Origin of the sequence: Propionimicrobium sp. PCR01-08-3 (assembly GCF_030286045.1) — a bacterium.
In the GTDB taxonomy this organism is placed as follows: domain Bacteria; phylum Actinomycetota; class Actinomycetes; order Propionibacteriales; family Propionibacteriaceae; genus Brooklawnia.
Genome location: NZ_CP127390.1, coordinates 186,018 through 208,339 on the forward strand (window position 1 = coordinate 186,018; position 22,322 = coordinate 208,339).

At 63.6% G+C, this 22,322-nt stretch carries 22 protein-coding genes and 1 pseudogene; 16 read left to right on the top strand and 7 right to left on the bottom strand.

The features are described 5' to 3' along the window. Window positions 1–30 precede the first annotated feature (30 nt). Complete coding sequence (locus QQ658_RS00885) at window positions 31–1,029, bottom strand: Fic family protein (protein ID WP_286025810.1); 999 nt, start codon at window positions 1,027–1,029, stop codon at window positions 31–33. A gap of 180 nt (window positions 1,030–1,209) precedes the next feature. Here QQ658_RS00885 and QQ658_RS00890 point away from each other — a divergent pair, with 180 nt between their 5' ends. The 4 genes from QQ658_RS00890 to QQ658_RS15310 all read left to right on the top strand — a co-directional run bounded on the left by QQ658_RS00890 (window position 1,210) and on the right by QQ658_RS15310 (window position 5,393). Beyond that, the gene (locus QQ658_RS00890) at window positions 1,210–4,428 is read left to right on the top strand and encodes a DEAD/DEAH box helicase (RefSeq protein WP_286025811.1); all 3,219 of its coding nucleotides are present in this window, start codon (window positions 1,210–1,212) and stop codon (window positions 4,426–4,428) included. 139 nt (window positions 4,429–4,567) lie between these two features. After that, window positions 4,568–4,795, top strand: a complete 228-nt coding sequence (locus QQ658_RS00895; RefSeq protein WP_286025812.1) for a ribbon-helix-helix protein — start codon at window positions 4,568–4,570, stop codon at window positions 4,793–4,795. Beyond that, window positions 4,788–5,135 (top strand): type II toxin-antitoxin system PemK/MazF family toxin, encoded by a 348-nt coding sequence (locus QQ658_RS00900; protein ID WP_286025813.1) that lies wholly within the window; start codon window positions 4,788–4,790, stop codon window positions 5,133–5,135. The genes QQ658_RS00895 and QQ658_RS00900 overlap by 8 nt, the downstream gene beginning before the upstream one ends. A gap of 48 nt (window positions 5,136–5,183) precedes the next feature. Continuing rightward, a complete protein-coding gene (locus tag QQ658_RS15310) occupies window positions 5,184–5,393 on the top strand; it encodes a helix-turn-helix domain-containing protein (RefSeq protein ID WP_353057968.1) in 210 nt (69 codons plus the stop codon). Window positions 5,394–5,465: 72 nt separating this feature from the next. Here the strand turns inward: QQ658_RS15310 and QQ658_RS00910 are convergent, their stop codons facing one another. Continuing rightward, entirely contained in the window at window positions 5,466–7,295 is a 1,830-nt protein-coding gene (locus tag QQ658_RS00910) for a DEAD/DEAH box helicase (RefSeq protein WP_286025815.1), read from the bottom strand. A 240-nt stretch (window positions 7,296–7,535) separates the two neighbouring features. Between QQ658_RS00910 and QQ658_RS00915 the strand changes: the two genes are divergently transcribed. Both QQ658_RS00915 and QQ658_RS00920 read left to right on the top strand, forming a co-directional pair. After that, on the top strand, window positions 7,536–7,886 hold the full coding sequence (locus QQ658_RS00915) for an ArsR/SmtB family transcription factor (RefSeq protein WP_286025816.1): 351 nt from the start codon (window positions 7,536–7,538) through the stop codon (window positions 7,884–7,886). A gap of 10 nt (window positions 7,887–7,896) precedes the next feature. Then, entirely contained in the window at window positions 7,897–8,877 is a 981-nt protein-coding gene (locus QQ658_RS00920) for an SRPBCC family protein (protein WP_286025817.1), read from the top strand. Window positions 8,878–9,173: 296 nt separating this feature from the next. Here the strand turns inward: QQ658_RS00920 and QQ658_RS00925 are convergent, their stop codons facing one another. From QQ658_RS00925 to QQ658_RS00935, 3 genes are read right to left on the bottom strand one after another with little or no spacing between them, the layout of a single operon-like run. Beyond that, a complete protein-coding gene (locus tag QQ658_RS00925) occupies window positions 9,174–9,995 on the bottom strand; it encodes an HAD hydrolase family protein (protein ID WP_286025818.1) in 822 nt (273 codons plus the stop codon). Further along, the gene (locus QQ658_RS00930) at window positions 9,995–10,387 is read right to left on the bottom strand and encodes a type II toxin-antitoxin system VapC family toxin (protein WP_286025819.1); all 393 of its coding nucleotides are present in this window, start codon (window positions 10,385–10,387) and stop codon (window positions 9,995–9,997) included. Before QQ658_RS00930 ends, QQ658_RS00925 begins: the two co-directional genes overlap by 1 nt. 3 nt (window positions 10,388–10,390) lie before the next feature. Next, entirely contained in the window at window positions 10,391–10,654 is a 264-nt protein-coding gene (locus QQ658_RS00935) for a type II toxin-antitoxin system Phd/YefM family antitoxin (protein WP_286025820.1), read from the bottom strand. A 412-nt stretch (window positions 10,655–11,066) separates the two neighbouring features. On the opposite strand from QQ658_RS00935, the gene QQ658_RS00940 reads away from it, so the two are divergent. From QQ658_RS00940 to QQ658_RS00965, 6 genes and pseudogenes are all read left to right on the top strand, one after another. Next, window positions 11,067–11,261: a hypothetical protein gene (locus tag QQ658_RS00940; RefSeq protein ID WP_286025821.1), complete on the top strand. Its 195-nt coding sequence runs from the start codon at window positions 11,067–11,069 to the stop codon at window positions 11,259–11,261. Window positions 11,262–11,273: 12 nt separating this feature from the next. Then, window positions 11,274–11,714 (top strand): ABC transporter permease, encoded by a 441-nt coding sequence (locus tag QQ658_RS00945; RefSeq protein WP_353057969.1) that lies wholly within the window; start codon window positions 11,274–11,276, stop codon window positions 11,712–11,714. Beyond that, window positions 11,711–12,400 (top strand): ABC transporter ATP-binding protein, encoded by a 690-nt coding sequence (locus QQ658_RS00950; protein WP_286025822.1) that lies wholly within the window; start codon window positions 11,711–11,713, stop codon window positions 12,398–12,400. The genes QQ658_RS00945 and QQ658_RS00950 overlap by 4 nt, the downstream gene beginning before the upstream one ends. Further along, a complete protein-coding gene (locus tag QQ658_RS00955; protein WP_286025823.1) occupies window positions 12,354–12,893 on the top strand; it encodes a CBS domain-containing protein in 540 nt (179 codons plus the stop codon). The genes QQ658_RS00950 and QQ658_RS00955 overlap by 47 nt, the downstream gene beginning before the upstream one ends. Continuing rightward, entirely contained in the window at window positions 12,890–13,669 is a 780-nt protein-coding gene (locus QQ658_RS00960; protein ID WP_286025824.1) for an ABC transporter permease, read from the top strand. Before QQ658_RS00955 ends, QQ658_RS00960 begins: the two co-directional genes overlap by 4 nt. Window positions 13,670–13,956: 287 nt before the next feature. Then, window positions 13,957–14,877, top strand: a pseudogene (locus QQ658_RS00965) (glycine betaine ABC transporter substrate-binding protein). Here the strand turns inward: QQ658_RS00965 and QQ658_RS00970 are convergent. Then, the gene (locus QQ658_RS00970; RefSeq protein ID WP_286025825.1) at window positions 14,870–16,975 is read right to left on the bottom strand and encodes a heavy metal translocating P-type ATPase; all 2,106 of its coding nucleotides are present in this window, start codon (window positions 16,973–16,975) and stop codon (window positions 14,870–14,872) included. The pseudogene QQ658_RS00965 and the gene QQ658_RS00970 sit on opposite strands and share 8 nt — an antisense overlap. Window positions 16,976–17,006: 31 nt before the next feature. Here QQ658_RS00970 and QQ658_RS00975 point away from each other — a divergent pair, with 31 nt between their 5' ends. Next, the gene (locus QQ658_RS00975) at window positions 17,007–17,798 is read left to right on the top strand and encodes a carbon-nitrogen hydrolase family protein (protein ID WP_286025826.1); all 792 of its coding nucleotides are present in this window, start codon (window positions 17,007–17,009) and stop codon (window positions 17,796–17,798) included. A gap of 213 nt (window positions 17,799–18,011) precedes the next feature. On the opposite strand, the gene QQ658_RS00980 is transcribed toward QQ658_RS00975, so the two are convergent. Further along, a complete protein-coding gene (locus QQ658_RS00980; RefSeq protein ID WP_286025827.1) occupies window positions 18,012–18,710 on the bottom strand; it encodes a helix-turn-helix transcriptional regulator in 699 nt (232 codons plus the stop codon). A gap of 102 nt (window positions 18,711–18,812) precedes the next feature. Here QQ658_RS00980 and QQ658_RS00985 point away from each other — a divergent pair, with 102 nt between their 5' ends. The 3 genes from QQ658_RS00985 (at window position 18,813) to QQ658_RS00995 (ending at window position 22,264) form a co-directional block, all read left to right on the top strand. Continuing rightward, window positions 18,813–19,118 carry a DUF2249 domain-containing protein gene (locus QQ658_RS00985; protein ID WP_286025828.1) on the top strand — a complete coding sequence of 102 codons (306 nt, stop codon included), beginning with the start codon at window positions 18,813–18,815 and terminating at the stop codon, window positions 19,116–19,118. A gap of 38 nt (window positions 19,119–19,156) precedes the next feature. Further along, complete coding sequence (locus QQ658_RS00990) at window positions 19,157–21,727, top strand: multicopper oxidase domain-containing protein (protein WP_286025829.1); 2,571 nt, start codon at window positions 19,157–19,159, stop codon at window positions 21,725–21,727. Between the two features lie 186 nt (window positions 21,728–21,913). After that, on the top strand, window positions 21,914–22,264 hold the full coding sequence (locus tag QQ658_RS00995) for a DUF488 domain-containing protein (protein WP_286025830.1): 351 nt from the start codon (window positions 21,914–21,916) through the stop codon (window positions 22,262–22,264). Window positions 22,265–22,322: the final 58 nt, after the last annotated feature.

Below are 22,322 nucleotides of genomic sequence, written 5' to 3' on the forward strand. Positions count from 1 at the left end.
GTGTAGCTTGCCGGAAAGGCCGGACCGCGCCTACTCGTCCAGGACGACCCAGTGCCCGGTCTTCGGGGGGCCAACGCGGCGAAGGCGTCCAGCCGCTCGTAGGTCGCGCAGATGGCGCTCAATCGTCCGGGGCGTTTTTCCTAGTTGAGTGGCGATCGTAGCCGCACTGAGAGCCGGATTCGCACGGAGGGCGGCGAGAATCGCCTCGCTTACTCCGACATTTACCCCGACGTTTACTCCGACATTCGACACCTCCGCGAGCGCACGTCTCTCGTAGGTCTCCAGAGAACCGACGACCACCTCAAGCATGTATTCGATAAAAGGTGCCGCATCAATTTCAGGCACGCGGGAGGCTTGAAGCGCTGCGTAGTACCCCGCCTGGTGCTGACGAATCAGGGTCTCGGTCGGCATCCAGGCGAACACCGGACGCCACCGGCTGAGAATCAGCGTCTGCCAGAGTCTGCCAATACGGCCGTTTCCATCGCGGAACGGGTGAATGTGCTCGATCATAAAGTGTGTCGCGCTCGACACGATCAGCGGATGGTCGGTGCTCGTCTTGGCCCATTCCAACAGCTCCGTGACGAGCCGAGGCACTTTCGTGGCTCGGGATCCGGTGTGCAGCACTTTCCCTTCGGCGCCCACGATCTCGACGTCGACGGTGCGGAACTGTCCCGATTCATCCACCAACCCTGCTGTAAGCAGACCGTGCGCCCGAAGCATGTCAGTCACGCTCCAGGGACTGAGCTCGTCGAGTAGCTCATATGCGGCGAGGGCGTTCTCCGCCTCTTGCACATCTCTGTGCGGGGCATACACCGCTTCGCCATTCGCCAGGTCTGTGACCTGAGCGAGGCTCAGTTGATTGCCTTCGATCGCCGTCGACGAATGCACCGAGCCAATCCTGTTGGATCGCCGCAACTCGGGGATCCGCCCCGAAAGCTCTTCCACGGCGCTGATGCGGCCGAGCAGCTCTACAATTTTTTCGATCTGATCCCGCCAGGCCGGATTCGACGAATAGAACTCGGGTATCACGTTGCCTCCTCGAACCTCAGAAGCCGATTCCAGCGATACCCGAACGGTGGTGCTGCCCCTCTGCAAAGGTCGGTGCCACGGTTCATCTCCTGTGTCAGAGCGTATGGAGGATCTTACGCTAGATACTCCAATCGTTCTGCAATGCCTTTTTCTGTCCGTGCCACCCAGCACAATGAAACCATGAGCCCCTCACAGCTGAGCGATCACTATCAAAGGATCCTGAGTTACTGGTGGATGCTGGAGCTTCTCAGCCCGCAGAAGGTCCCGGCACCGACACCTCAGTGGATACGTCCGGAACGTGAGCAGGTCATCGAATGGACGCCATCTGATCGCCTGCCGTGGGAGCCGGGCGTCCTTCAACGGCCGAAGCCGGTGGGCACGACACCTATGAAGTGGCAACACACCATATATCTGGGCGTCTACGAATTGGACGCCACGTATGAACGTTTGCACCGAGTCTTCGGCGAAGACCCCGACGCCTACGACGAGCGCCCGGGCGGGCAGAGCGCCTGCGCGAGCGTGACGGTCGATAACCGGGGAGTCATGATGCCCGACTCGGCCGTGTTGTCTTCGGCGCTTTGGGCGGTAGGTCGCATCGGAGAAAGCCGACCGGTTGGCCCTGATTGGGCACTCGGATTTCCAGCTGCCAACAGAGAGTTCGCGGTTGAGGTCGACAAGTTCGAGGGGCGCAGGCGCGAAGCGGACGACCTCGACTCGGCTCCTGCCCACACTGTCGCCTCGTTACTGCGCCTGCTTCAAATCGCCCATAAAGCGGCGGGTGTCTCCGGGACGCCCGACCTTGCGTCCAACCGGATCGTCATCAAATCCAAAGCTGTATCCGCTCTCCGTGGCAGCGACACCCCAGATGATGACTTCCTCAACAGCTTCTATCTCGATGACCTCACCACCGTCCGTTTGGGCATTGCAAGACACAACGGGTGCGGAGCGGCATTGGCCTCCTATCTCACGCCCGACGAGTTGCTCGACACGCGGCAGCGGAGCGATGTCATGTCCGATCACGCCTTGGTCGACTCAAGCGTTGCCATCGAACGCCTCCCGAAAGGACGATGGCCCTCCAAGCCCGAGTACGGTCTGGCGCTCAGACAACAGTTCGCGGTCAACCAGGCGCTCGACGACTTGGCTCCTTACCGCGGTCTGATGGGGGTCAACGGCCCGCCCGGTACCGGGAAGACGACCATGCTGCGTGACATTCTTGCCGGCAACGTCGTTGAGCGTGCCCGGCGCCTGGCCAGGCTGCCTCATCCTGAGGACGCGTTCACCGAGGCCAGACACAGGTGGACTTCAGGGAAACACGAGCGAATTGTCCCTGAGCTTCGCCCCGAGCTGACCGGATTCGAGATGGTTGTGGCGTCCGCGAACAATTCGGCCGTGCAGAACGTGACGGACGAGATTCCCGCGCTCGCCGCGATCGATGAACGATGGCAAGGGAAGGCCGACTACTTCGCTGACATAGCCACCGCTGTGCTTGCAGAGGCAAAGGACACGGACGGCGGCCCATCAGATGCAGGCCCGGCTTGGGGACTGGTCGCTGCCCGGTTGGGCAACAAAGGTAACCGTGACTCATTCCGCTCGTCGTTCTGGTTCGACAAGACGATCGACGGAACGAAGGAGCGCGTGCCAGGCACTGCTCCCCGCATGCTTGCGCGCCTCACCGAATGGAAGAACGGCCCTGCCTCACACAAGACCTGGACGAACGCCGTTGCCGACTTCGACGAGGCAGAGCGAGACGTCGATCGCCTCATCGAATCACGACGGCAGGCTCAGCAGAGCCTGCGCGATCTGCCGCGTGCCATCAACGACGAGCGCCGACTCACTGAACACGTTGCTCAACTCAACAGTCACCTCCAGGCCACCACATCCCGGCTCGAAGAGCATCGTCCGCATTTGGAGCGCGCCGAGTTGGAGGCGGCAGAGGCGGCTGCTGCCCGCGACAGGTGTCTAGAGATCAAACCCGGCGTCCTCGAAACGATCTTCACGTTCGGTCGTGCGATCCGAGAATGGCGTCAAGACCTGCAGCCTTTGGACGAGCGTTTGCGTGCGGCCGAGGAATATCGACAGCAGCTCGACCGGCAGGCCCACGATCTGCGCGATCAGGTGGATGGACTCCATCGCGACCTATCGTCCACGCAGGCGGAACGCGCCCGAGTGTCGGAAGATGTGGCGAAGCTCCGCGGGCGATGCGCCGCCGACGCAGCGGACCTCAAACCTGCGTACCCGGACGACTCCTGGATAGGCGAAACCCGTGAACTGCACAGTCCGTGGCTCGATGCCGAACTGGACGCCGCCCGCTCCGACCTCTTTCTTGCGGCACTCCAACTTCACCAAGACTTCCTTGCCAACATGGCCAGCACGATGATCGATGGACTCCGCGCCGCCCTCGACGTCGTTGCTGGGAAGGAGCCCTACAAGCTTGAGGAAGAGAAACTGCGGGCGGCCTGGCAGCTCTTCTTTCTTGTGGTGCCGATGGTCTCGACAACCTTCGCCTCATTTGGACGAATGTTCGGCAATATCGGTCCTGAGGCCATCGGCTGGCTACTGATCGATGAGGCCGGACAGGCATCACCCCAATATGCCGCCGGTGCGATCTGGCGTTCTCAACGGACGGTTGTGGTCGGTGATCCGCTCCAACTTCAGCCCATCGTCACTATCCCGCACAAGGTGCAGCGTGATGTCGCGACGTTCTACGGCGCCTCGGCAACCTGGATCCCGCCGGAAGCGTCTGTGCAAACGCTCGCCGATCGGATCTCGCGATGTGGCACCACTCTTCACCAAGGCGAGCAGGAAGTCTGGGTGAGTGCGCCGCTGACGGTGCACCGCCGCTGCGACGACCCGATGTTCACGCTGTGTAACGAGATCGCCTACAACGGCATCATGGTCAACGGCGTACACGGACGCTCAGATAGCCCCGAAAAGCCGGATCTGTTCGACGTCGCCGCCGGGCCGAAGATCAAGCCCAGTCAATGGCTGGATGAACCTGCCCTGACTCCAGGAACACATCTTCAGCAGAACCAGATCGCCCGGCTGGAGCGAGAGCTTATCGAGCTTAAGCATCGGGGCGTGTCCATGGACGACGTGATCGCGATCTCGCCTTTCCGAGCCGTTTCCGACAGACTCAAGACACTTCAGCGCGCGTACCGAGGGCTTGCGGCGGGCACGATTCACACGGCTCAAGGGCGCGAGGGTGATGTCGTCTTCTTGGTGCTGGGCGGCGATCCGGACAAACCCGGCGCCAAAGCGTGGGCGTCCGAGACGGTCAACCTCGTCAATGTCGCCGCCAGCCGAGCCAAGCGCCGGCTCTATGTCGTCGGAGATCGCGATGCCTGGGCCAAATACAACTATTTCCGTCAGCTAGCCGAGGCTTTGCGTCTGGCTTCGTGATGGACAGGCAATGCAATGGTTCCGGATGCGTAGCCGTCGCCTCCGAGGCGTCGGCGATCTGTTGCCGCCAATCGACGTCGTCCGTCTGCCGAAGAAATCTCGGTAGTCCAAGAGGTAGCCCGATGGGTATCATTGTGTCATGGCGACAACGATCAAGGTGAGCGAAGAACTGCGTGACCGGATCAATCGCGATGCGCAGGAACACGGTGTCACAGCAGCGGGACTCATCGAGCGACTGCTTGATGCACACGAGCGTCGGCAGCGCATGGAGGCGTTCGGGCGGGCGTTCCGGAGTGCCGATACGGGATATTGGGACGAATTTCACGCCTGGGACGTGACTCTCGACGACGGCAGCATCGATGAGTGAGCTTCATCGCGGCGACATCGTGTGGGCCGAGCTCGATCCGCTACGCGGCCGCGAGCAGGCCGGACGACGGCCCGCGCTTGTCGTGGCGAGCGATCTGTATCTCGAGCAAGCGGATACCCTCGCCATCATTTTGCCCGCGACGACGGTGAACCGAGGCTGGCCCAATCACGTACTGCTACGCGGCGTGGAAATCAGTTTGAACAAACCCACATTCGCGATGACCGAGCAGCCGCGCACTGTGAGTAGGGAGCGACTAGTCGGCAGAATTGGGAAGGTTGATGCCACCACCATGCGTGAAGTGGACGCCTGGCTGCGGGACTTCTTGGCCCTATCCAGATGAGGTCAGTGACCTCGCCCGTGCGCTTCTCGTCTGCTTGGCCGAGCGTCTCTGGGGCGCTGGCTTTCCGAGCGTGCAGGCATCACGCGCGCCACACTACGGAAGATCGAGACCGGGGACGCGGGCGTGAGTTTTCGCAACGTCGCTCAGGTGCTGCGCGCACTCGTCGTGCTCGATCAAACCGTCAAGGCGATCGATCCGCTGGATAGCGACATTGGCGGACTGCGCGCCGCCAGCCTCACGAAGAAGCGCGCACGATGAATTCCGTCGAAGTATGTGTTGAATCGATCGAGCCGCGGCGCTCTGCTGTCCCGCCGCCGTCAAGCGTCGGTCTCAGTAGCGCGGCTTGCGGTAGGGCTTCTTGCCACCCTTATAACCGCTGCCGTAGCCACCACGATCATCGCCGCGGCGGTCGCGTCCACCACCCTTGCGATAGCCCTTGTTGTGGTTCTGGGCGAAGCGGTCGGGCTTGATCTCGATGTACTGGCCGGCGATCTGAGTGTCGCGCAGCCGGTCGAGCACCGCGCGGTCCAGATTGGCAGGTAGCTCCACGATCGAGAAGTCCGGACGAATGGTGATCGCACCGAAATCGTGACGATTCAGCCCACCCTCGTTCGCCAGCGCACCGACGATCTGGCCCGGGCTCACCCGGTGGTGATGTCCGACCTCGATGCGGTACGGAGTGAAATCGCCGCGGTCACGGCGGCCACCCGGGCGATCGCCCCGCTCGCCTCGGCCACGATCACGGTCGCGTCCACCGCGGTCGTCCCGGTCATCGCGCTGCCTACGATTGGCCTTGGCCAACGGATCATTGCTCGGATCCAGCAGCAACGGGGTCTCACCCTGAGCAACCACCGCCAGCGCCGCCGCCACATCGGATTCGGGCACATCGTGGTGGCGCACGTAGTGGTCGATGATGTCGCGGAAGGCCTCGATGCGCGAGGTCTCGTCCAGCGCCGTGGTGATCGCATCATCGAAACGCGCCAGCCGGGTGGTGTTCACGTCTTCGAGACTCGGCAGTTGCATCTGCTCGGGCTGCTGGCGGGTCGCCTTCTCGATGTGCTTGAGCATGTAGCGCTCGCGCGGGGTCATGAAGCTGATCGCCTCGCCGCTGCGCCCGGCCCGCCCGGTGCGTCCGATGCGGTGCACGTACGACTCGGTGTCGGTCGGAATGTCGAAGTTGACGACGTGACTGATGCGGTCGACATCCAGCCCGCGGGCCGCGACATCGGTGGCCACCAAGATGTCGAGGGTGCCGTCCTTGAGTTGACCGATCGTCCGTTCGCGTCCGGCCTGCGGAATGTCGCCGTTGATCGCGGACGCCGAAAAGCCGCGGGCGCGCAGTTTCTCGGCCACCGTCTCGGTCTCGTTCTTGGTGCGGACGAAGACGATCACGCCTTCGAAATCCTCCACCTCGAGAATGCGGGTGAGCGCGTCCACCTTCTGCTGATACGAGACGACCAGATACCGCTGGTGGATATTGGTCGCGGTCGCCGTCTTCGACTTGATCATGATCTCTTGCGGATCATCAAGATACTTCTGGGCGAGCCGCCGGATCTGATTGGGCATGGTCGCCGAGAACAGCGCGGACTGCTTGTCGTCCGGAGTCTGGGCGAGAATCGTCTCGACATCCTCGACGAAGCCCATCTGCAGCATCTCGTCGGCCTCGTCGAGCACCAGGTACTTCAACTGCGACAGGTCGAGCGTTCCCTTATCAAGGTGATCCATGATGCGTCCGGGCGTACCTACTACAACATGGACGCCCCGGCGCAGCGCCGACAATTGGACGCCGTAGCCCTGCCCGCCGTAGACGGGCAGCACGCGCACGCCGCGCATGTGGGCGGCATATGACTCGAATGCCTCGCACACCTGCAAGGCCAGTTCGCGGGTGGGGGCGAGCACGAGCGCCTGCGGGTTCTTCTGATCGAAATCGAGGCGCTCCAGAATTGGCAGCGCGAAAGCCGCCGTCTTGCCGGTGCCGGTCTGCGCCTGGCCGACCACGTCGCGGCCCGCCAGCAGCGGCGGAATCGTCGCGGCCTGAATGGGGGAGGGGGTCTCGTAGCCGAGATCCCGGACAGCTGAAAGAACGGGCCCGGAGATGCCGAGTTCCTCGAATCCAGGGGTCAGATCGGGCTCGGGCGTGGGGTTTTCATCTTGGGTCACCGCCCAAACTTACCTGGTTTGCCCCTTATACCACGCATTAGGGTGCCCGGTTGTTGCATCCGAGGCAGGCGCATGCGGGCAATCGGCTGTGTCGGTCGGGCTAGCTGTCGCGAAAACGACAGTGTGTAGGTTCGGAGCCCGTCACGGGCGCTCAACCTACACGATGTGAAGCACGGAGGATTCCTGAGGGGTAAACAAGGGGGTTCCGTCCGGCGCTCAAGTCAAGTAACATACAACCAAATGGTTGTACATGTTGAGTTGAGTGAATTCGAGCAGGACCGCCTCTTCCACGCACTGGCTGCGTCGACGAGGCGAGACATTCTGCGCCGGACGATGACCCAGGAGGTCACCGTCTCCGAGCTGGCACGCGAATACCAGATGTCATTCGCGGCGGTGCAAAAGCACGTCTCCGTGCTCGAAGAGGCTCAGCTCATCGTCAAGCGGGCAGCCGGACGCGAACGCCGCATCCGGGCGGACCCGCGCCGCATTGCCCAAGCCCGGGCGCTGTTGGATCAATACGAAGAAATCTGGAGGACGCGCGTCGACCAACTCGACGCGCTGCTCGCCGAAGACCAACCGACAATTCACTAGGGAGTCTGAGATGCCTGTCACCGATGTCACCACCAGTCCAGAAGATCTCACCATCCGAATCGTTGCCGATTTCGCCCACCCGGTTCACCGGGTGTGGCAGGCCCACACCGATCCGCGCCAGCTGGAACGGTTCTGGGGGCCGCCGACCTGGCCCGCCACCTTCACCACCTGGGATCACACGGTCGGTGGACGCTCGCTCTACCACATGACCGGCCCCAAGGGCGAGAAGTCGTATGCCGGGTGGGAGTTCTTGGAAATATCGCCCGAGACCCGGTTCGTCGTCCTCGACTTTTTCGCCGACGAGAACGGCAATGAAGTGGAAGCGTTCCCGGCCGCTCGGATGGAGCTGAACTTCGAGCCGACCGAGCAGGGCACCCGGATGACCGCGGTGTCGAAGTTCCCGACCCTCGAATCGCTCGAACAGGTTCTCGAGATGGGCGTCATCGAGGGCACCACCCAAGCCATGGGTCAGATCGATGCCGTTCTGGAAGGGCTCCGCGAATACGCACAGGGCAAGGGCACTCGCGTCGAATTGCTGAGCGACACCCTCGTCCGCTTCACCCGGCTGATCGAAGGGCCGCGCGAGCTGGTCTGGCGGGCGCACAATGATCCCGACCTGATCAGGCAATGGATGCTCGGGCCCGATGGTTGGGAGATGTTTACCTGCGACGTGGCCAGCTCGGCAGGTGATCGCTACCAGTACGCATGGTCGCCGGTCGGCGATACCGAGGGTGAACCGTTCGGTTTCGACGGTGAACTGCTGCTGGTGGACGCCCCGGTGCGCGCTGTCACCACCGAGCGCATGACCGGCATGGACGGCCCGGCGACCGTCAACGACCTGCAGCTGCACGAGGAAGACGGGGCGACGCTGGTCACCACCGTCATCGAATATCCCGACAAACAGGCGCGTGACATGATCCTCGGCACCGGCATGGCCGACGGCATGGAGCAGTCCTACGCCCGGTTGGAGAGGCTACTGCCACAGGTGTGAGCTCACCGCGGACGATCGTCCACTTCTGATCGGAGGCGGGGTTGGTTTGAGGGCCCGGCCTCCGGCTTGTGTTGTGGACGACCGGGGGCACCCTCGCTCGTGTTGTGGATTCGGGCTCGTGGTACAACGCGAGCAACTGCTGTAGCGCGAGCGAGAACCTCCGGGACCTGGGCGCGGGGTGTCCCGGCTACTTAGGTTGGGCTTAACATATGCACCCGGACATCATCATTCGCGAGGGACGCGACCAGGGATTCGAGTGCGACCGCGACGAGCTTGAAGCGTTGCCGCCTCGATGCTCAGATCAGCCCGAGCCGGGTGAACCCTTCAACCAGACCGTTGTGCTCGGGGCCGGGGATCGTCAATTGGGCCCGGACGAGTAACTCGGCGGGCGCCCCTTGAATGGCGACCCCGATACCCGCATAGCCGACCATATCGATGTCATTATGGCCATCGCCGATCGCGATGATATCCGGCAGAGAAATACCGTAATGCTCCGCGACCAGAGCAATTCCCGAAGATTTGTTGACATTACGTAAATAAAGTTCGCCGGCATTCCCGGTGATGTCCTGCACCGAAATAGCGATCGGTGCAACGGGATCCCCGATTTCTGCCGCCAATTCATCGACAGTCGCCGTCGGAGATTCCAACACGACCGCCTTTCCGAAAGACGGGTCCGCCATATCTGACATCGTATGCAGGGCCGACAGCAGATCGCTGGATTCGTCGCGAGGATTGGTCGACCACACCGTGCCGTTCAGCAGTTTTCGGATGCGGCCATGCATACCGGCCGGGCCGAAGACTGCCTCGGGAGCCTCCAGAACGTAGGTGACATCGTTCTCGTTCAGCACGTCGACCGTGCGCTCGGCGACGTCGGCCGGAAATCTGATGTCGCAGAGCACCTGATCGTCCACCTCGATATAGCCGCCCGCAGCGCACACCAGGCCGTCGAAGATCGAGTCACGCAGCAGCCTGGGCACCAGCGATTTGGGGCGGCCCGTGCACAACAGCACGTGATTCCCATTGCCCCGGGCACGCTGGATGGCGTCGATGTGTGCGGCAGGAACCCGGCCGTGATCGGCGAGGGTGCCATCGAAGTCGAGAAATACGGTCTTGGACATCAGCGAGGAGTCACGACCGCGATCCCGTGCTGGCGCGCGGCATCAATCATCCGGTCGTCGTAGCTGACGACCGCGTCCAGATCGTCGCCAAGCTCGAGCGCGGACGCCAGATGCAGCGCATCACTTGACCTCAAAATGTCGGGGTCCACCAGGCCTGCGGCTTCGAAGATGGCGGTCGACACCTTCATCAACGTGATCGAGTCGAGGACGCGCCGGGCCTGCTCCACGCGGTCGGGCAGCGTCCGCCTGACCACGCGCAGCAGTTCGGTCCGCGTCAGGTCGGACGAGATCAAAGTCGGACGCTCGGCGGCAATCCACGAACGAAGCGCCGGTGTCTCGGTCTTGGTCACAACCATTTTCACCAGTGCGGAGGTGTCGATGTAGTGCGCCATCAATCAGTACCTTTCGGCGTTGCGCATGCCGGCGAGCTCGGGTGCGAGATCGGGGCCGGGGCTCGGGTTCGGCAGGTCGTTGATGTCGAGCTTGGGCGGCCTCGCCTGCCCGCTGTCCAGCAGCCCCTGAAGCGGGGACGCCGGCAAGGGCGTGATCTGGGCCACTGGTCGTCCACGATCGGTGATCGTCTGGGTGTCTCCGGCAGCAGCCTGCGCGACGACCGCGGACGCATTCTGTTTCAACGCTCGGATTCCGACCTCGCTCATGTGCGGCATCGTAGCTCATCTGGACGAGAACCCACCTGTGATCTTGATTCATGAGCCAGAGTCCGCGGAGTCGGGCCTCGTCGCCCCGGGCGCAGGCCAGTTGCCGCGTGGGCCCGGCCGCGTGGGGCTGCTCCGATCGTATGGAGCACAAATTCGGTCCGTTTTCGCAGGCATCGGTGCGCCGGACAGCATAAAGCTCAAACGGAATCCGGCGGGCGATCGGCGAGCGCCGAAGGCTTGGCTCCGGTGCTCGGTTTTCGAACAATCGGGTGTTTTTGTTGTATCGTCTCTCACCAACCGCCGTTTCCTGCCAAACACGGGACGCGCGAATCGATGGATGAGCAACGTAGTGGAAGATCACCGGAGAGGAGCCTGCGCACTCGAACCCTGACGAACCAACAGTGAGGTCGAAGTGGACTTTGCCGAATTCTTGATCAAGCGGGGCGACGATTTCGTCGAGCTCGGGCTCGCGCATGCGGCGGTGGTTGCCGTCTCAGTGTTGTTGACCACCATCATCGGGATAGCTCTGGGTGTGTCGACCTATCAGCGTCCGCGGGCACGTGACTTCGTGCTCGCCCTCACCGGAGCGATGCTGACCGTCCCGTAGTTCGCGCTTTTTATCCTGCTGATGGCTCCGTTCGGTCTGGGGTCGCGTCCGGTGATCGTCGCGCTGACCATGTACGGGCTGATGCCGGTCGTCCGCAATACGGTGACCGGTCTCGCCGGTGTCGACCCGGCGATCGTCGAATCCGCCCAGGGCATGGGTCTCACCCGTCGACAACGGCTGATGCGTATCGAGTTCCCGCTCGCCTGGCCGGTGATCCTCACCGGCATCCGGGTGACCACGCTGGTGCTGCTCGGCATCGCCGCAGTCGGTGACATCGTCAACGGGCCGGGCTATGGCGCGTTCATCTTCACCGGCCTCTACCGCGTGGGCACGCCGGTCGCCGTCAACCTGGTATTGGCCGGCACTCTCGGCGTCACCTGCCTGGCGATCATCTTCGACCTGCTCTTCCGGCTCCTCGGCCGGCTGACGACATCTAAAGGAATCCGATCATGACCACCTCAGATGAATCACGCGACGTCACGATCCGTCTCGAGGGGCTGACCAAGCGCTATCCCGGCCAGCCCGGCAATGCCGTCGACGCACTCGACCTCGATATTCACACCGGCGAGATCGTGATCTTGGTCGGCCCATCCGGCTGCGGCAAGACGACCACTATGAAGATGATCAACCGCATCATCGAACCCACATCCGGACGCATCCTGCTCGCCGGGGACGACGTCACGACCGCCAACCCGGATCACTTGCGCCGCCGCATCGGCTACGTGATCCAGCAGATCGGGCTCTTCCCGCATATGACGATCGGTGAGAACGTCGCCACCGTCCCGCGGCTGCTCGGCTGGGACAAGAAGCAGATCTCGGACCGGGTCGATGAACTGCTCGAACTAGTGGGCATGCCGCCGGCCGATTTCCGCGATCGCTATCCCAAGCAACTGTCCGGCGGTCAGCAACAGCGCATCGGCGTCGCCCGGGCGCTGGGTGCCGACCCAGAAGTCCTCCTGATGGACGAGCCGTTCGGCGCGATCGACCCGATCACCCGTGACCGCCTGCAGAACGAACTGCTCCGGCTGCAGGACGAGGTGCACAAGACCATCGTCTTCGTCACCCACGACATCGACGAAGCCATCAAGCTCGGTGACCGCATCGCAATCCTCCGCGAGGGCTCACATATCGCCCAATGACACACCCGAGCAGATTCTCGCCGCGCCCGCCAACGACTTCGTCTCCCATTTCATCGGACGCGGGGCCTCGCTGAAACGGCTCAATCTCTCCCGGGTCTCCGACATCGAACTTCGGGCCTGGCCCACGGTGAGCCACGACACGGATGCCCAGGCCGCGCTCGAAACGCTGCGGGGCGTCCCCGAAAGCGCGCTGCTCGTTCTGGACTCGCACGGCAGCCCAACCAGATGGGTCGGGGCGGACGACTTGAGGCGCGCGGGCGGGCGTCCGCTCAATCAGCTCGGTCTACCAACCAGCCCGGCCGTAGGACTCCGGGCGACGCTGAGCGACGCGCTGAATGAGCTGATCACCGCCAGATTTGCGGTCACGATCGTGGTCGACGACCGTGGCGTCTTTCAGGGCGTGGTCGACATCGACCAGATCAACGAGGCCATTCGCGCGATGCGCGTGGCAGCGGTGCGGCAGGCCCGCGTGGGTTTGGAGGATGAATCATGAGCGCGGGTGGTCAGGTCGTCCTGACCCAACCGGCACGAGAATCCGGCAGACGACGGTCGCTGGCCGGTTATCTGACGATGCCGTTGATCTTGGCGGCGGTCTGCCTGGTGATGTATGTCTATGTCTCCAGCAGGAACCTCGACTCGATCGAAGCCCGTGCGCTGAGCGCCGACCGGCTGGGCACCGCTCTGGGGCAGCACATCGTGTTGACCCTGGTGTCGACGGTGCTCACTCTGATCATCGCCCTGCCGCTGGGTGTGCTGCTGACCCGCAGCTTCATGCGGCGCGTCCAGCCCGTACTCATCACGATCCTCACGCTCGGGCAGGCGATACCGACGATCGCCATCCTGGTGCTGCTCGCGGTGGCGTTCCTCTTCCTGGGTTTCAAGGCCGCCATCGTCGGGCTTGTCGCCTACGCGATCGTGCCCGTCTTGTTGAACACCATGGTCGGCCTCGATCAGGTCGACGACGCGGTGCTCGAGGCCGGACGCGGAATGGGCATGTCGAAGCTCACCGTCTTGTGGCGCCTCGAGCTGCCGCTCGCGGTGCCGGTGATTCTGGCGGGCATCCGCACGGCGCTGGTCATCAACGTCGGCACAGCGGCCCTGGTCACCTACATCAACGCCGGCGGCCTGGGCGACATCATCGTCGCCGGGCTGTCGACCAACCGGGTGACTCTGCAGATCATCGGGGCCGGTCTGACGGCCGTCCTCGCGCTGGCCGTCGACTATGTGGCCGGTATCGCTGAGGATCTGCTGCGTCCACGAGGGCTGTGAGTCGGTCATGGAGCGCGAGAAGGGAGTCCGCGGCCCCACAGAGATGATTCGAACCGTGCTCTTGACATGGCAGGTGCACACCCATGACGTCGGTCAGATGAGTCGGTAGGTCATAGACGCGACGCCGCAAGCCACGACCGCCAACATGGAAGGCACATGACGACGATTTCGACGGGAATAGCACGAAAAAAGAAGAAGAGCAGGCACGGGCCGCGTCCGACGTGAAGAATGACTCTCACGGCACGCGACCGGCACGATGCAATGACGCACCGATGAGGAGACAAACGATGAAGAAACGAATCAGATGGACGGCCGCGAGCGTGGCACTGCTACTCGCGGCGAGCGGCTGTAGTGGGGGATCGGGCGGCGGATCAGGCGACGGACCACTCGCCGGAGCACAACTGACGGCCGGGTCGAAAGAGTTCACCGAACAGATCATTTTGTCGAACATCGCGACGCTGGCATTCGAGAACGCCGGGGCCGAGGTCGCCGATGAGACAGGTATCTCCGGCACCGCGACCGTCCGCTCGGCCTTGGAGACCAGCCAGATCGACTTCTACTGGGAGTACACCGGCACCGCCTGGGTGCAGCTTCTCGGGCACACCACCGAGGACGTTCCCGCCGACCTGTTCGACCAAGTGGCCCAAGAAGATGCCGAGAACGGTATCGCCTGGCTTGATCCGGCACCATTCGAGAACACCTACCGGGTCGCCGTGAAGAGTGATTTCGCACAGGCCAACAACATCGCGACAATGTCGGATGCCGCGGAGTTCATCAACGCGAATCCCGATCAGGCAAGCATCTGCGCCGCCAGCGAGTTCATCAACAGGGACGACGGGCTGCCCGGCCTGGAGTAGGACTACGGCTTCAAGTTTGATCCGATCGTGGAACTCGACCTCAACCTGATCTATCCCCAGGTGGGCAGCTCGTGCGAGTTCGGCGAGGTCTTGTCCACCGACGCCCGGATCGTCTCCAACGATCTGCTGGTGCTGGACGACGACCAGAGCTTCTTCGTCCCCTACCAGGGGGCATTCACGCTGCGTCAGGAGACTCTCGATCAGTATCCCGAGATCGCCGACATCATCGCCCCGATCAGCGAGGCGCTGACCAGTGACGTCGTCACCGAGTTGAACGGACGCGTCGACAACGACGGCGAAGAGCCGCGCGACGTGGCCGAAGACTGGCTGACCGAGCAGGGCCTCATCTGAGGTAGCCGGCGGTGCTGGCCTCGGGGTCGAGGTCGATTCGGCGCAGCAGCTGAGCGTTGAGCGCGACTACGACGGTGGACGCCGACATCAGGATGGCGCCGATGCTCATCGGCAGCACGAATCCGATCGGGGCGAGCACGCCTGCGGCCAGCGGCACCGCGATCAGGTTGTAGCCTGCCGCCCACCACAGGTTCTGCTGCATCTTGCGGTAGGTGGCGTTCGACAACTCGATGACCGACAGCACCGAGCGGGGATCGGAGCTTGCCAGCACCACACCGGCAGACCCGATCGCCACATCGGTGCCGGCGCCGATCGCGATTCCGACATCGGCCTGCGCGAGCGCGGGTGCGTCGTTGACGCCGTCGCCGACCATCGCGACCTTGCGTCCGGACGACTGCAGCTCGGAGATCTTGTCCGACTTGTCTTCCGGACGCACCCCCGCGACCGCCTGGTCGATGCCCAGATCCTTGGCCACCGCGTCGGCCACCGCCTGGGAGTCGCCGGTCAGCATGACGACTTCGACGCCCGCCTTGTGCAACGCCTGCACGGCGTCGCGAGATTCGGGGCGGATCTCGTCCGCCAGCCGGAGCGCTCCGATAACCTGACCGTCGACGACGACATGGACGACGGTCGCGCCCTGTTGGTCCCACTCGGCGGTGCCGTCGAGCGCATCGAGAGAATGCTCGTCCAACAGATGCGGGCCGCCCGCCTCGACCTTCGTGCCGTCGATGGTTGCCGTTACCCCGACAGCCGGAGACGAAGTGAAATCGGTAGCCGAAGGCAGGTCCAGCCGCTTGTCGTGAGCTGCGGTAACAATTGCCTTGGCCAGCGGGTGCTCGCTGGGCTGCTCAGCTGCGGCCGCGAGGTGCAGCACCTCGTCCTCGTCGTGGCCGCCTGCCGCCTCGACCGCCGTGACGGCCGGTTCGCCCTTGGTCAGCGTCCCGGTCTTGTCGAAGACCACCACGCCAACATTGCGCATCGACTCCAGCGCCAGCCGGTCGGTGATCAGCACGCCCGCCTTGGCGGCACGTTCGGTCGCGATCGACACCACCAGCGGAATGGCAAGGCCCAATGCATGCGGGCAGGCGATGACCAGCACCGTGATGGCCCGTACCACCGCCTGATCGGGCGACCCGACGAGCGACCACACGGTCGCGGTGATCAGCGCGGACACCAGCGCATACCAGAACAGCCAGCCCGCGGCGCGATCGGCCAGCCGCTGGGTCTTGGACGATGACGACTGCGCTTCAGCGACCAATTTCTGAATGCCGGCCAACGTCGTGTCGTCCCCGGTCGCGGTCACCTGGACGCGCAGTCCGGAGTCGGTGGCGATGGTTCCGGCCACCACATGGTCGCCTTTGCTGCGGGAGACCGTCCTCGACTCGCCGGTGATCATCGACTCGTCCATGGCCGCTTGGCCGTCGACGATGGTGCCGTCGGCAGGCACCGACCCGCCCGGCCGGACGACGACGATGTCGTCCATCTGCAGATCGCTGGGGGAGACCTTGACCGTCTGGTCTCCTTCGATCTTCTCTGCCTCATCGGGCAGCAGCGCAGCCAGCGAATCCAGCGCCGAGGAGGTCTGGGCCAGCGAGCGCATCTCGAGCCAATGGCCGAGCAACATGATCACGACCAGCAGCGCGAGTTCCCACCAGAAGCTGAGTTCGTGGTCGAGAAGCGTCAGCGTCGCGCCCCAGGAGGCGACGAATGCCACGGTGATCGCCAACCCGATCAGCAGCATCATGCCGGGTTTGCGGGAGCGGATCTCCGAGATCGCCCCGGTCAAGAAGGGCCAGCCGCCCCAGAAGAAGATGACCGTGCCGAGCACCGGCGCGACCCAGGTGATCACGCCGGTGTGGGGCAGCCCGTAGCCGATGAGGTCGGCGAACATCGGGTCGAGCGCCGTGGTGGGGATCGCGATCACCAGCATGATCCAGAAGAGCTTGCGGAACTTCGCGACATGATCCATGTGGCCCATATGCCCGCCGGACATACTGCTCATGTCGTGGCCCGACATTTGCCTCTCGCCTATGTCGTCGTTTATCGCGTCATGCGTCTCGTGATGTTCATGACGGGGATTCATCTCATCACTAGCCATAACTCCACGCTATGTCGTCCACAATAGACACATGTCGGATCGTGACCAGTCCTCCAGCCCGCTGCGGATCGCGCTCGCGCAAATCAGCGCGAGCTCTGATCCTGACGTGAATCTCACGGAGGTGAAGGCGCGGATCTCCGAGGCAAGCACGGCCGGGGCGAAGCTGGTCGTCTTTCCCGAGGCGACGATGGCGTGCTTTGGCACCAAGCTGGCGCCGATCGCCGAGCCTCTCGATGGCCGGTTCGCCTCCGAGATTCGCGCGGCAGCCCAGCAAGCAGAACTGATCGCGGTCGTCGGCATGTTCACCCCTGCCGATGACGGACGCGTCCACAACACCCTCCTGATCACCGGACCGGGCGTGGAAACCCACTACGACAAGGTGCATCTCTTCGACGCCTTCAACGGACGCGAGTCCGAGACAGTGGCCCCGGGTGGCTCGGTGCCGGTGATCGATGCGCTCGGCACACGGATCGGCTTCTCCACCTGCTACGACCTTCGCTTCGCCGATCAGTTCACCGAACTCGGACGCCGCGGCGCGAAGTTGATCGTCGTCCCCGCATCCTGGGCGGACGGTCCGGGCAAGTACGAGCAGTGGGACGTCGTGACCCGTGCCCGGGCGATGGACGCGCAGGCCTTGCTGGCCGCGTGTGATCAGGCCTGGGTGCAGCCGCGCGGTTCGGCCGCGTTGGGGATCGGACACAGCAGAGTCGCCGACCCCTATGGTCACCTGGTCGATTCTCTCGACGCGGACCAGGGAATGCTGATCGTCGACCTCGACATGTCGAAGGTGGACGCCGCCCGCAAACAGTTGCCGATTCTCTGACTCAGGAGACACGAGCGTGTGCCGTAGCAAGCCGGTGCCGAATTGCTTTTCGTTGTAACCCAAGCGAACAGCGTGGCCGCAGTATCTCGACCGCACGGCGAGCCGGTGTCAGATCACTCTTCATTGCGGCACAAGTCGACGGCATTATTGCTCTCGCCCGTGCGGCATTCGTTTTGCTGAGGAACCGCGCCCTGCACGACGTCGCAAGGCCAACTATTCCGAAGGCTCTTCCTCTTGCTCGTCGATCTCTACGCAGCACGCTCCCGGCTCGCTGAATGGACGCAGGTCTGCATCGCCGGCGAGCCCCCAGGCGTCCATCGCCCCATCGATCAACTGCCGATGGACGCCACAGATGCCCTGTTGATTGGCGCGTGCCTGATCGACGAACGGGCAGGTGCGCAGCCGGATGACGTGACTGGTGTCGTCGGCCACCGGATTGAAACTGGCTGTGGCAAGCAACGCCGTCAACCGGTCGGTGGTGTTCTGCGCGGAGGTCGCATTGTTGGCGATCGGCACCGACCGCGCCCACACGCGTCCGACCTGAAACGCCATCTCGTCGTCCTCCGAGCAGGCGAGGTATTCGGTGAATGCCCTGCTCAGGCTCTGATTGTCGGCATCGGCCTCGCCTTCGAGAAGGGTACGCCCCGAGGCACTGATCCAGTACCGCAGAGCGGGGCGTCCGCGCCCGCTGGGACGATCGGCACCGCTGGACGCCAGCCCGTCTGCGACCAGGCCGTCCAGATGGGCGCGAGCCCTGTTGGGATGGCCCCCGAGCCGGTCGGCGGCCTGCGAGACGACGACGCCGTCATGCCCGCTTTCATTGAGGAGCGCGAGCACTTTCTTGCGTGCTGGGCTGAGCTGTCGGCCGCTGGGGGCCGGCAGCGATGGACCAAGCTCCTGCTTGCCAACCATGCGTCAACGTTACTAGATTAAATACAGAACATTATTGTAAATAATTCCTTCAACTATCCACGACAGTGCAGGCCGCCGCGCCCGCTGCGAACAAGGAGCGACATGACCCAGCAGATTCCGCTGACCGAGACCACGACCCAGCACAGCTGTGGATGTGGCTGCGAACCCGTGTCTGACTACGAGCTGGACGCCCGCCAGATTCCGCACGCCATTCGTCATGGAGCGATTTTGGGTGCTCTGGCGAGTCTCGAAGTCGGCTCGGCGATGTTGCTGATCGCGCCGCACGACCCCAAGCCGCTGCTCGCTCAGATCTCAGATCTGTTTGGTGAGGCTATCGAAACCAGCTACGTCGACCGGGCCGGCGACGGCGTCGGCGTGCGTCTGCTGAAGACTCACGCCACTAACTAGTGGCCAAGATCCCGAAAACGACCGGCCGTCATTGGCCGTTGCGTGATTACCCCTCCGTCTTCTGGCTGTTGGCGGCCGTCATTGTGGCCCTTATTCATCGCTGGGTGCCGTCGTCCGAATGGCTGATGGTTCACCTGGTGCTGTTGGGGGCGCTCAGCCACGCCATCATGGTGTGGAGCTACTACTTCTGCGAAGCGCTGCTGCGAGTCGCCGATGGTGCCAGTTCACGGCGGGGCCAATCGCGCAGAATCGGCCTGCTGCTGATCGGGGCGACGGTGGTATTCGTCGGTGTGCCGACCGATATCTGGACGCTGACACTCGCGGGCGCCACCCTGGTGGCGGTGGCCGTCGGCTGGCATGGGGTGGCGTTGTGGCAGATGCTGCGTCACGCATTGCCCGGACGCTTCCGGGTCAGCGTCCGCTACTATCTCGCTGCTGCCGTGAGCCTGGTGACCGGCGTCACTTTCGGAGCGATCCTGGCGAATGTGCCGAGCGACCCGTGGCACGGGCGTCTGCTGCTCGCGCACACCATGGCCAATCTGCTCGGCTGGGTCGGCTTCACCATCATGGGCACGCTGATCACCTTTTGGCCGACCCTGCTGCGCACCGTCATGGACGCTCGCGCCGACCGCCTCGCCAAACAGGCGCTTCCGGTGCTGATCGGCGGACTCGTCGTGCTGCTCACCAGCGCATTGAGCGGTCTGCGTCCGGTCGCAGTCGTCGGCCTGGCAATCTACCTTGCGGGCGCGATCTGGTGGGGCAGAGCACTGCTCCATCCGCTCGTCAAGAAGCCGCCGAGAGAGTTCTGTTCCGCCTCCGTCGGAGCCGCGGTGCCCTGGGCGGTCGTCGGCCTGCTCTGGGTAGGCGTGCTGATTCTGCGGTCGGACGACTGGTCGGGCATCACGGCAGGATTCTCGCCGCTCGCGGCGGTCTTCGCCGTCGGTGTCGGCGCGCAGATCCTGACGGGCGCGCTCAGCTACCTGATTCCGTCGGTGCTGGGCGGCGGGCCCGCCGCCGTGCGGGCAACGATGGTTCCTTTCAACCGCGGCACCACGGTGCGGCTGGTGCTGATCAACATCGGTCTCGCGGTCTTCCTGCTGCCTTTGCCGGCGGCCGTGCACATCGCCGTCGCGATCCCCGGATTGGCCGGCCTGGCGTCCTTTTTGCCGCTGATGTTCTGGGGCATAGGTGCGAACAAGAGGGCGCGAACCGAGTCGGCGGACGCCCCGCCGAAGACCAACGGACGATCCCCCGGCATTGAGCAACCGAATCCGTGGTCGCTTCGCCAACTTCTTGCCGGGCTGGTCGTCCTGGCGCTGGCGATTGCTTCAGGCATTGCGGCAGATCACGTCGAGTTCGGCCCGAAGCCGACGGGTGACCTGGTCGAGATCACGGTCAGCGCCAACGACATGCGCTTCACCCCTAACCAAGTGCAGGTCGATGAAGGCGACCGGGTCATCATCACGGTGGTCAACGATGATCCCGCCACGGCGCACGACCTGTGGATCGACGGCCACTCGACCTCGCGCCTGACACCCGGACAAAGCGAGGAGCTCGATCTCGGCGTGGTCACATCGTCCGCCGAGGGCTGGTGCACGATCGCGGGCCACAAGCAGATGGGGATGACCTTCGACCTGATCGTCGGCGGGCAAACGGCTCATGGCGACCATGCGGGCACAGGGCAGCCAGGCGATGACAGTGGCCAACCGGTGACGATCGACCCGGACGCCCAGCTGACCGGCAGCGTCGACCCGGCTCTTCCGGCCCTGGACGATGAACGCGTGCACCAGCTCACCCTGACTGTCACCGAGGTTCCCCTCGAAGTGGCACCGGGAATCTGGCAGACCCGGTGGACCTATAACGGCTCGCCGGTCGGGCCGACCCTGCACGGCCGGGTCGGCGATGTTTTCGAGATCACTCTGGTGAATGACGGAACCATCGGCCATTCGATCGACTTCCACGCCGGCGAACTCGCGCCGGATGAGCCGATGCGGACGATAGCGCCCGGCGAATCGCTGGTCTATCGGTTCACCGCGGTGCGGGCGGGCATGTGGATGTACCACTGTTCGTCCGTGCCGATGAGCAGTCACATCGCTGCCGGAATGCACGGAGCGGTGGTCATCGAACCGGACGATCTGGAGCCCGCCGACCGCAGCTACGCGATGGTGCAGTCAGAGATCTACCTGTCGTCGGCCGCAACCACCGCCGATCAGGCCCAAGAGGTGAACGCCGACAAGATTGCGGCGGGCGACCCCGATCTGATGAGCTTCAACGGCGTCGCCTTCCAATACGACCAGTTCCCGCTCGAGGCCAAGGTCGGTGAGCGGATCCGGTTCTGGGTGTTGGACGCAGGCCCCAACCGTGCCGCCAGTTTCCATATCGTGGGTGGCCAATTCGACACTGTCTACTATGAGGGCGCCTACCACCTGAAACAGGGCGTCGATGCGTTCGGGCAATCAGGGGGCGGCGCGCAAGCCCTCGGCCTGCAGCCCGCGCAGGGCGGCTTCGTCGAGATCGTCTTCACCGAGCCCGGCAACTATCCGATCGTTACGCACGCCATGAGCGATGCGGAGGCGGGCGCTCACGGCTTCGTCCATGTCACGGCGTGATGGGGTCTGGGGGCGACGAGCCGATGCTCCCAGACTTGGCGACGGGGAGTGGATCTGGCGAACGGCCGCCAGGACCGGTAACGGCGACAGCGAAGGAGTCCGATCAGGTGTTGGCGCAATAGGGCGCTATCGGTGGAATTGCGCGAAGAACAAGTGGAGGATGGGAGAACGGGATGGAGGAGAACAATGACTGATTACCAGCTGAAGCGCATCTACGATGAGCCCGCCGAAGGTGACGGCTATCGGGTGCTGGTCGACCGCCTGTGGCCGCGAGGGATCTCCAAGGCGCGCGCTGACTTGGACGAATGGTGCAAGGATGTTGCCCCCAGCTCGGAGCTTCGCACCTGGTTCGGGCATCGTCCGGAAAGATTCGAGGAGTTCGCCGAACGCTACCGAATCGAATTGGCGAGCTCTCAGGAAGCGGCGAAATTCGCTAAGCGGCTGGCCGACAAACCCAAGGTGACCTTGCTGATCGGGGCGAAAGACCCGGAACATAGTCAAGGCGTCGTGCTGCGGGACGTGTTGACGCACCTGTAGTACCTCAGAGGATAGGTGACCCTTACCTAAATTTATATTTTCTACCTCCCCCTGTGAA

Coding starts and splice junctions, on each gene's coding strand:
- QQ658_RS00935 (WP_286025820.1), bottom strand. CDS start 10,654: ATGAGCGAGGTCGGAATCCGAGCGTTGAAACAGAATGCGTCCGCGGTC.
- QQ658_RS00995 (WP_286025830.1), top strand. CDS start 21,914: ATGACTGATTACCAGCTGAAGCGCATCTACGATGAGCCCGCCGAAGGT.
- QQ658_RS00900 (WP_286025813.1), top strand. CDS start 4,788: ATGAGTGAGCTTCATCGCGGCGACATCGTGTGGGCCGAGCTCGATCCG.
- QQ658_RS00980 (WP_286025827.1), bottom strand. CDS start 18,710: ATGGTTGGCAAGCAGGAGCTTGGTCCATCGCTGCCGGCCCCCAGCGGC.
- QQ658_RS00930 (WP_286025819.1), bottom strand. CDS start 10,387: ATGGCGCACTACATCGACACCTCCGCACTGGTGAAAATGGTTGTGACC.
- QQ658_RS00915 (WP_286025816.1), top strand. CDS start 7,536: ATGGTTGTACATGTTGAGTTGAGTGAATTCGAGCAGGACCGCCTCTTC.
- QQ658_RS00970 (WP_286025825.1), bottom strand. CDS start 16,975: ATGGCTAGTGATGAGATGAATCCCCGTCATGAACATCACGAGACGCAT.
- QQ658_RS00985 (WP_286025828.1), top strand. CDS start 18,813: ATGACCCAGCAGATTCCGCTGACCGAGACCACGACCCAGCACAGCTGT.
- QQ658_RS00890 (WP_286025811.1), top strand. CDS start 1,210: ATGAGCCCCTCACAGCTGAGCGATCACTATCAAAGGATCCTGAGTTAC.
- QQ658_RS00950 (WP_286025822.1), top strand. CDS start 11,711: ATGACCACCTCAGATGAATCACGCGACGTCACGATCCGTCTCGAGGGG.
- QQ658_RS00920 (WP_286025817.1), top strand. CDS start 7,897: ATGCCTGTCACCGATGTCACCACCAGTCCAGAAGATCTCACCATCCGA.
- QQ658_RS00960 (WP_286025824.1), top strand. CDS start 12,890: ATGAGCGCGGGTGGTCAGGTCGTCCTGACCCAACCGGCACGAGAATCC.
- QQ658_RS00895 (WP_286025812.1), top strand. CDS start 4,568: ATGGCGACAACGATCAAGGTGAGCGAAGAACTGCGTGACCGGATCAAT.
- QQ658_RS00975 (WP_286025826.1), top strand. CDS start 17,007: ATGTCGGATCGTGACCAGTCCTCCAGCCCGCTGCGGATCGCGCTCGCG.
- QQ658_RS00925 (WP_286025818.1), bottom strand. CDS start 9,995: ATGTCCAAGACCGTATTTCTCGACTTCGATGGCACCCTCGCCGATCAC.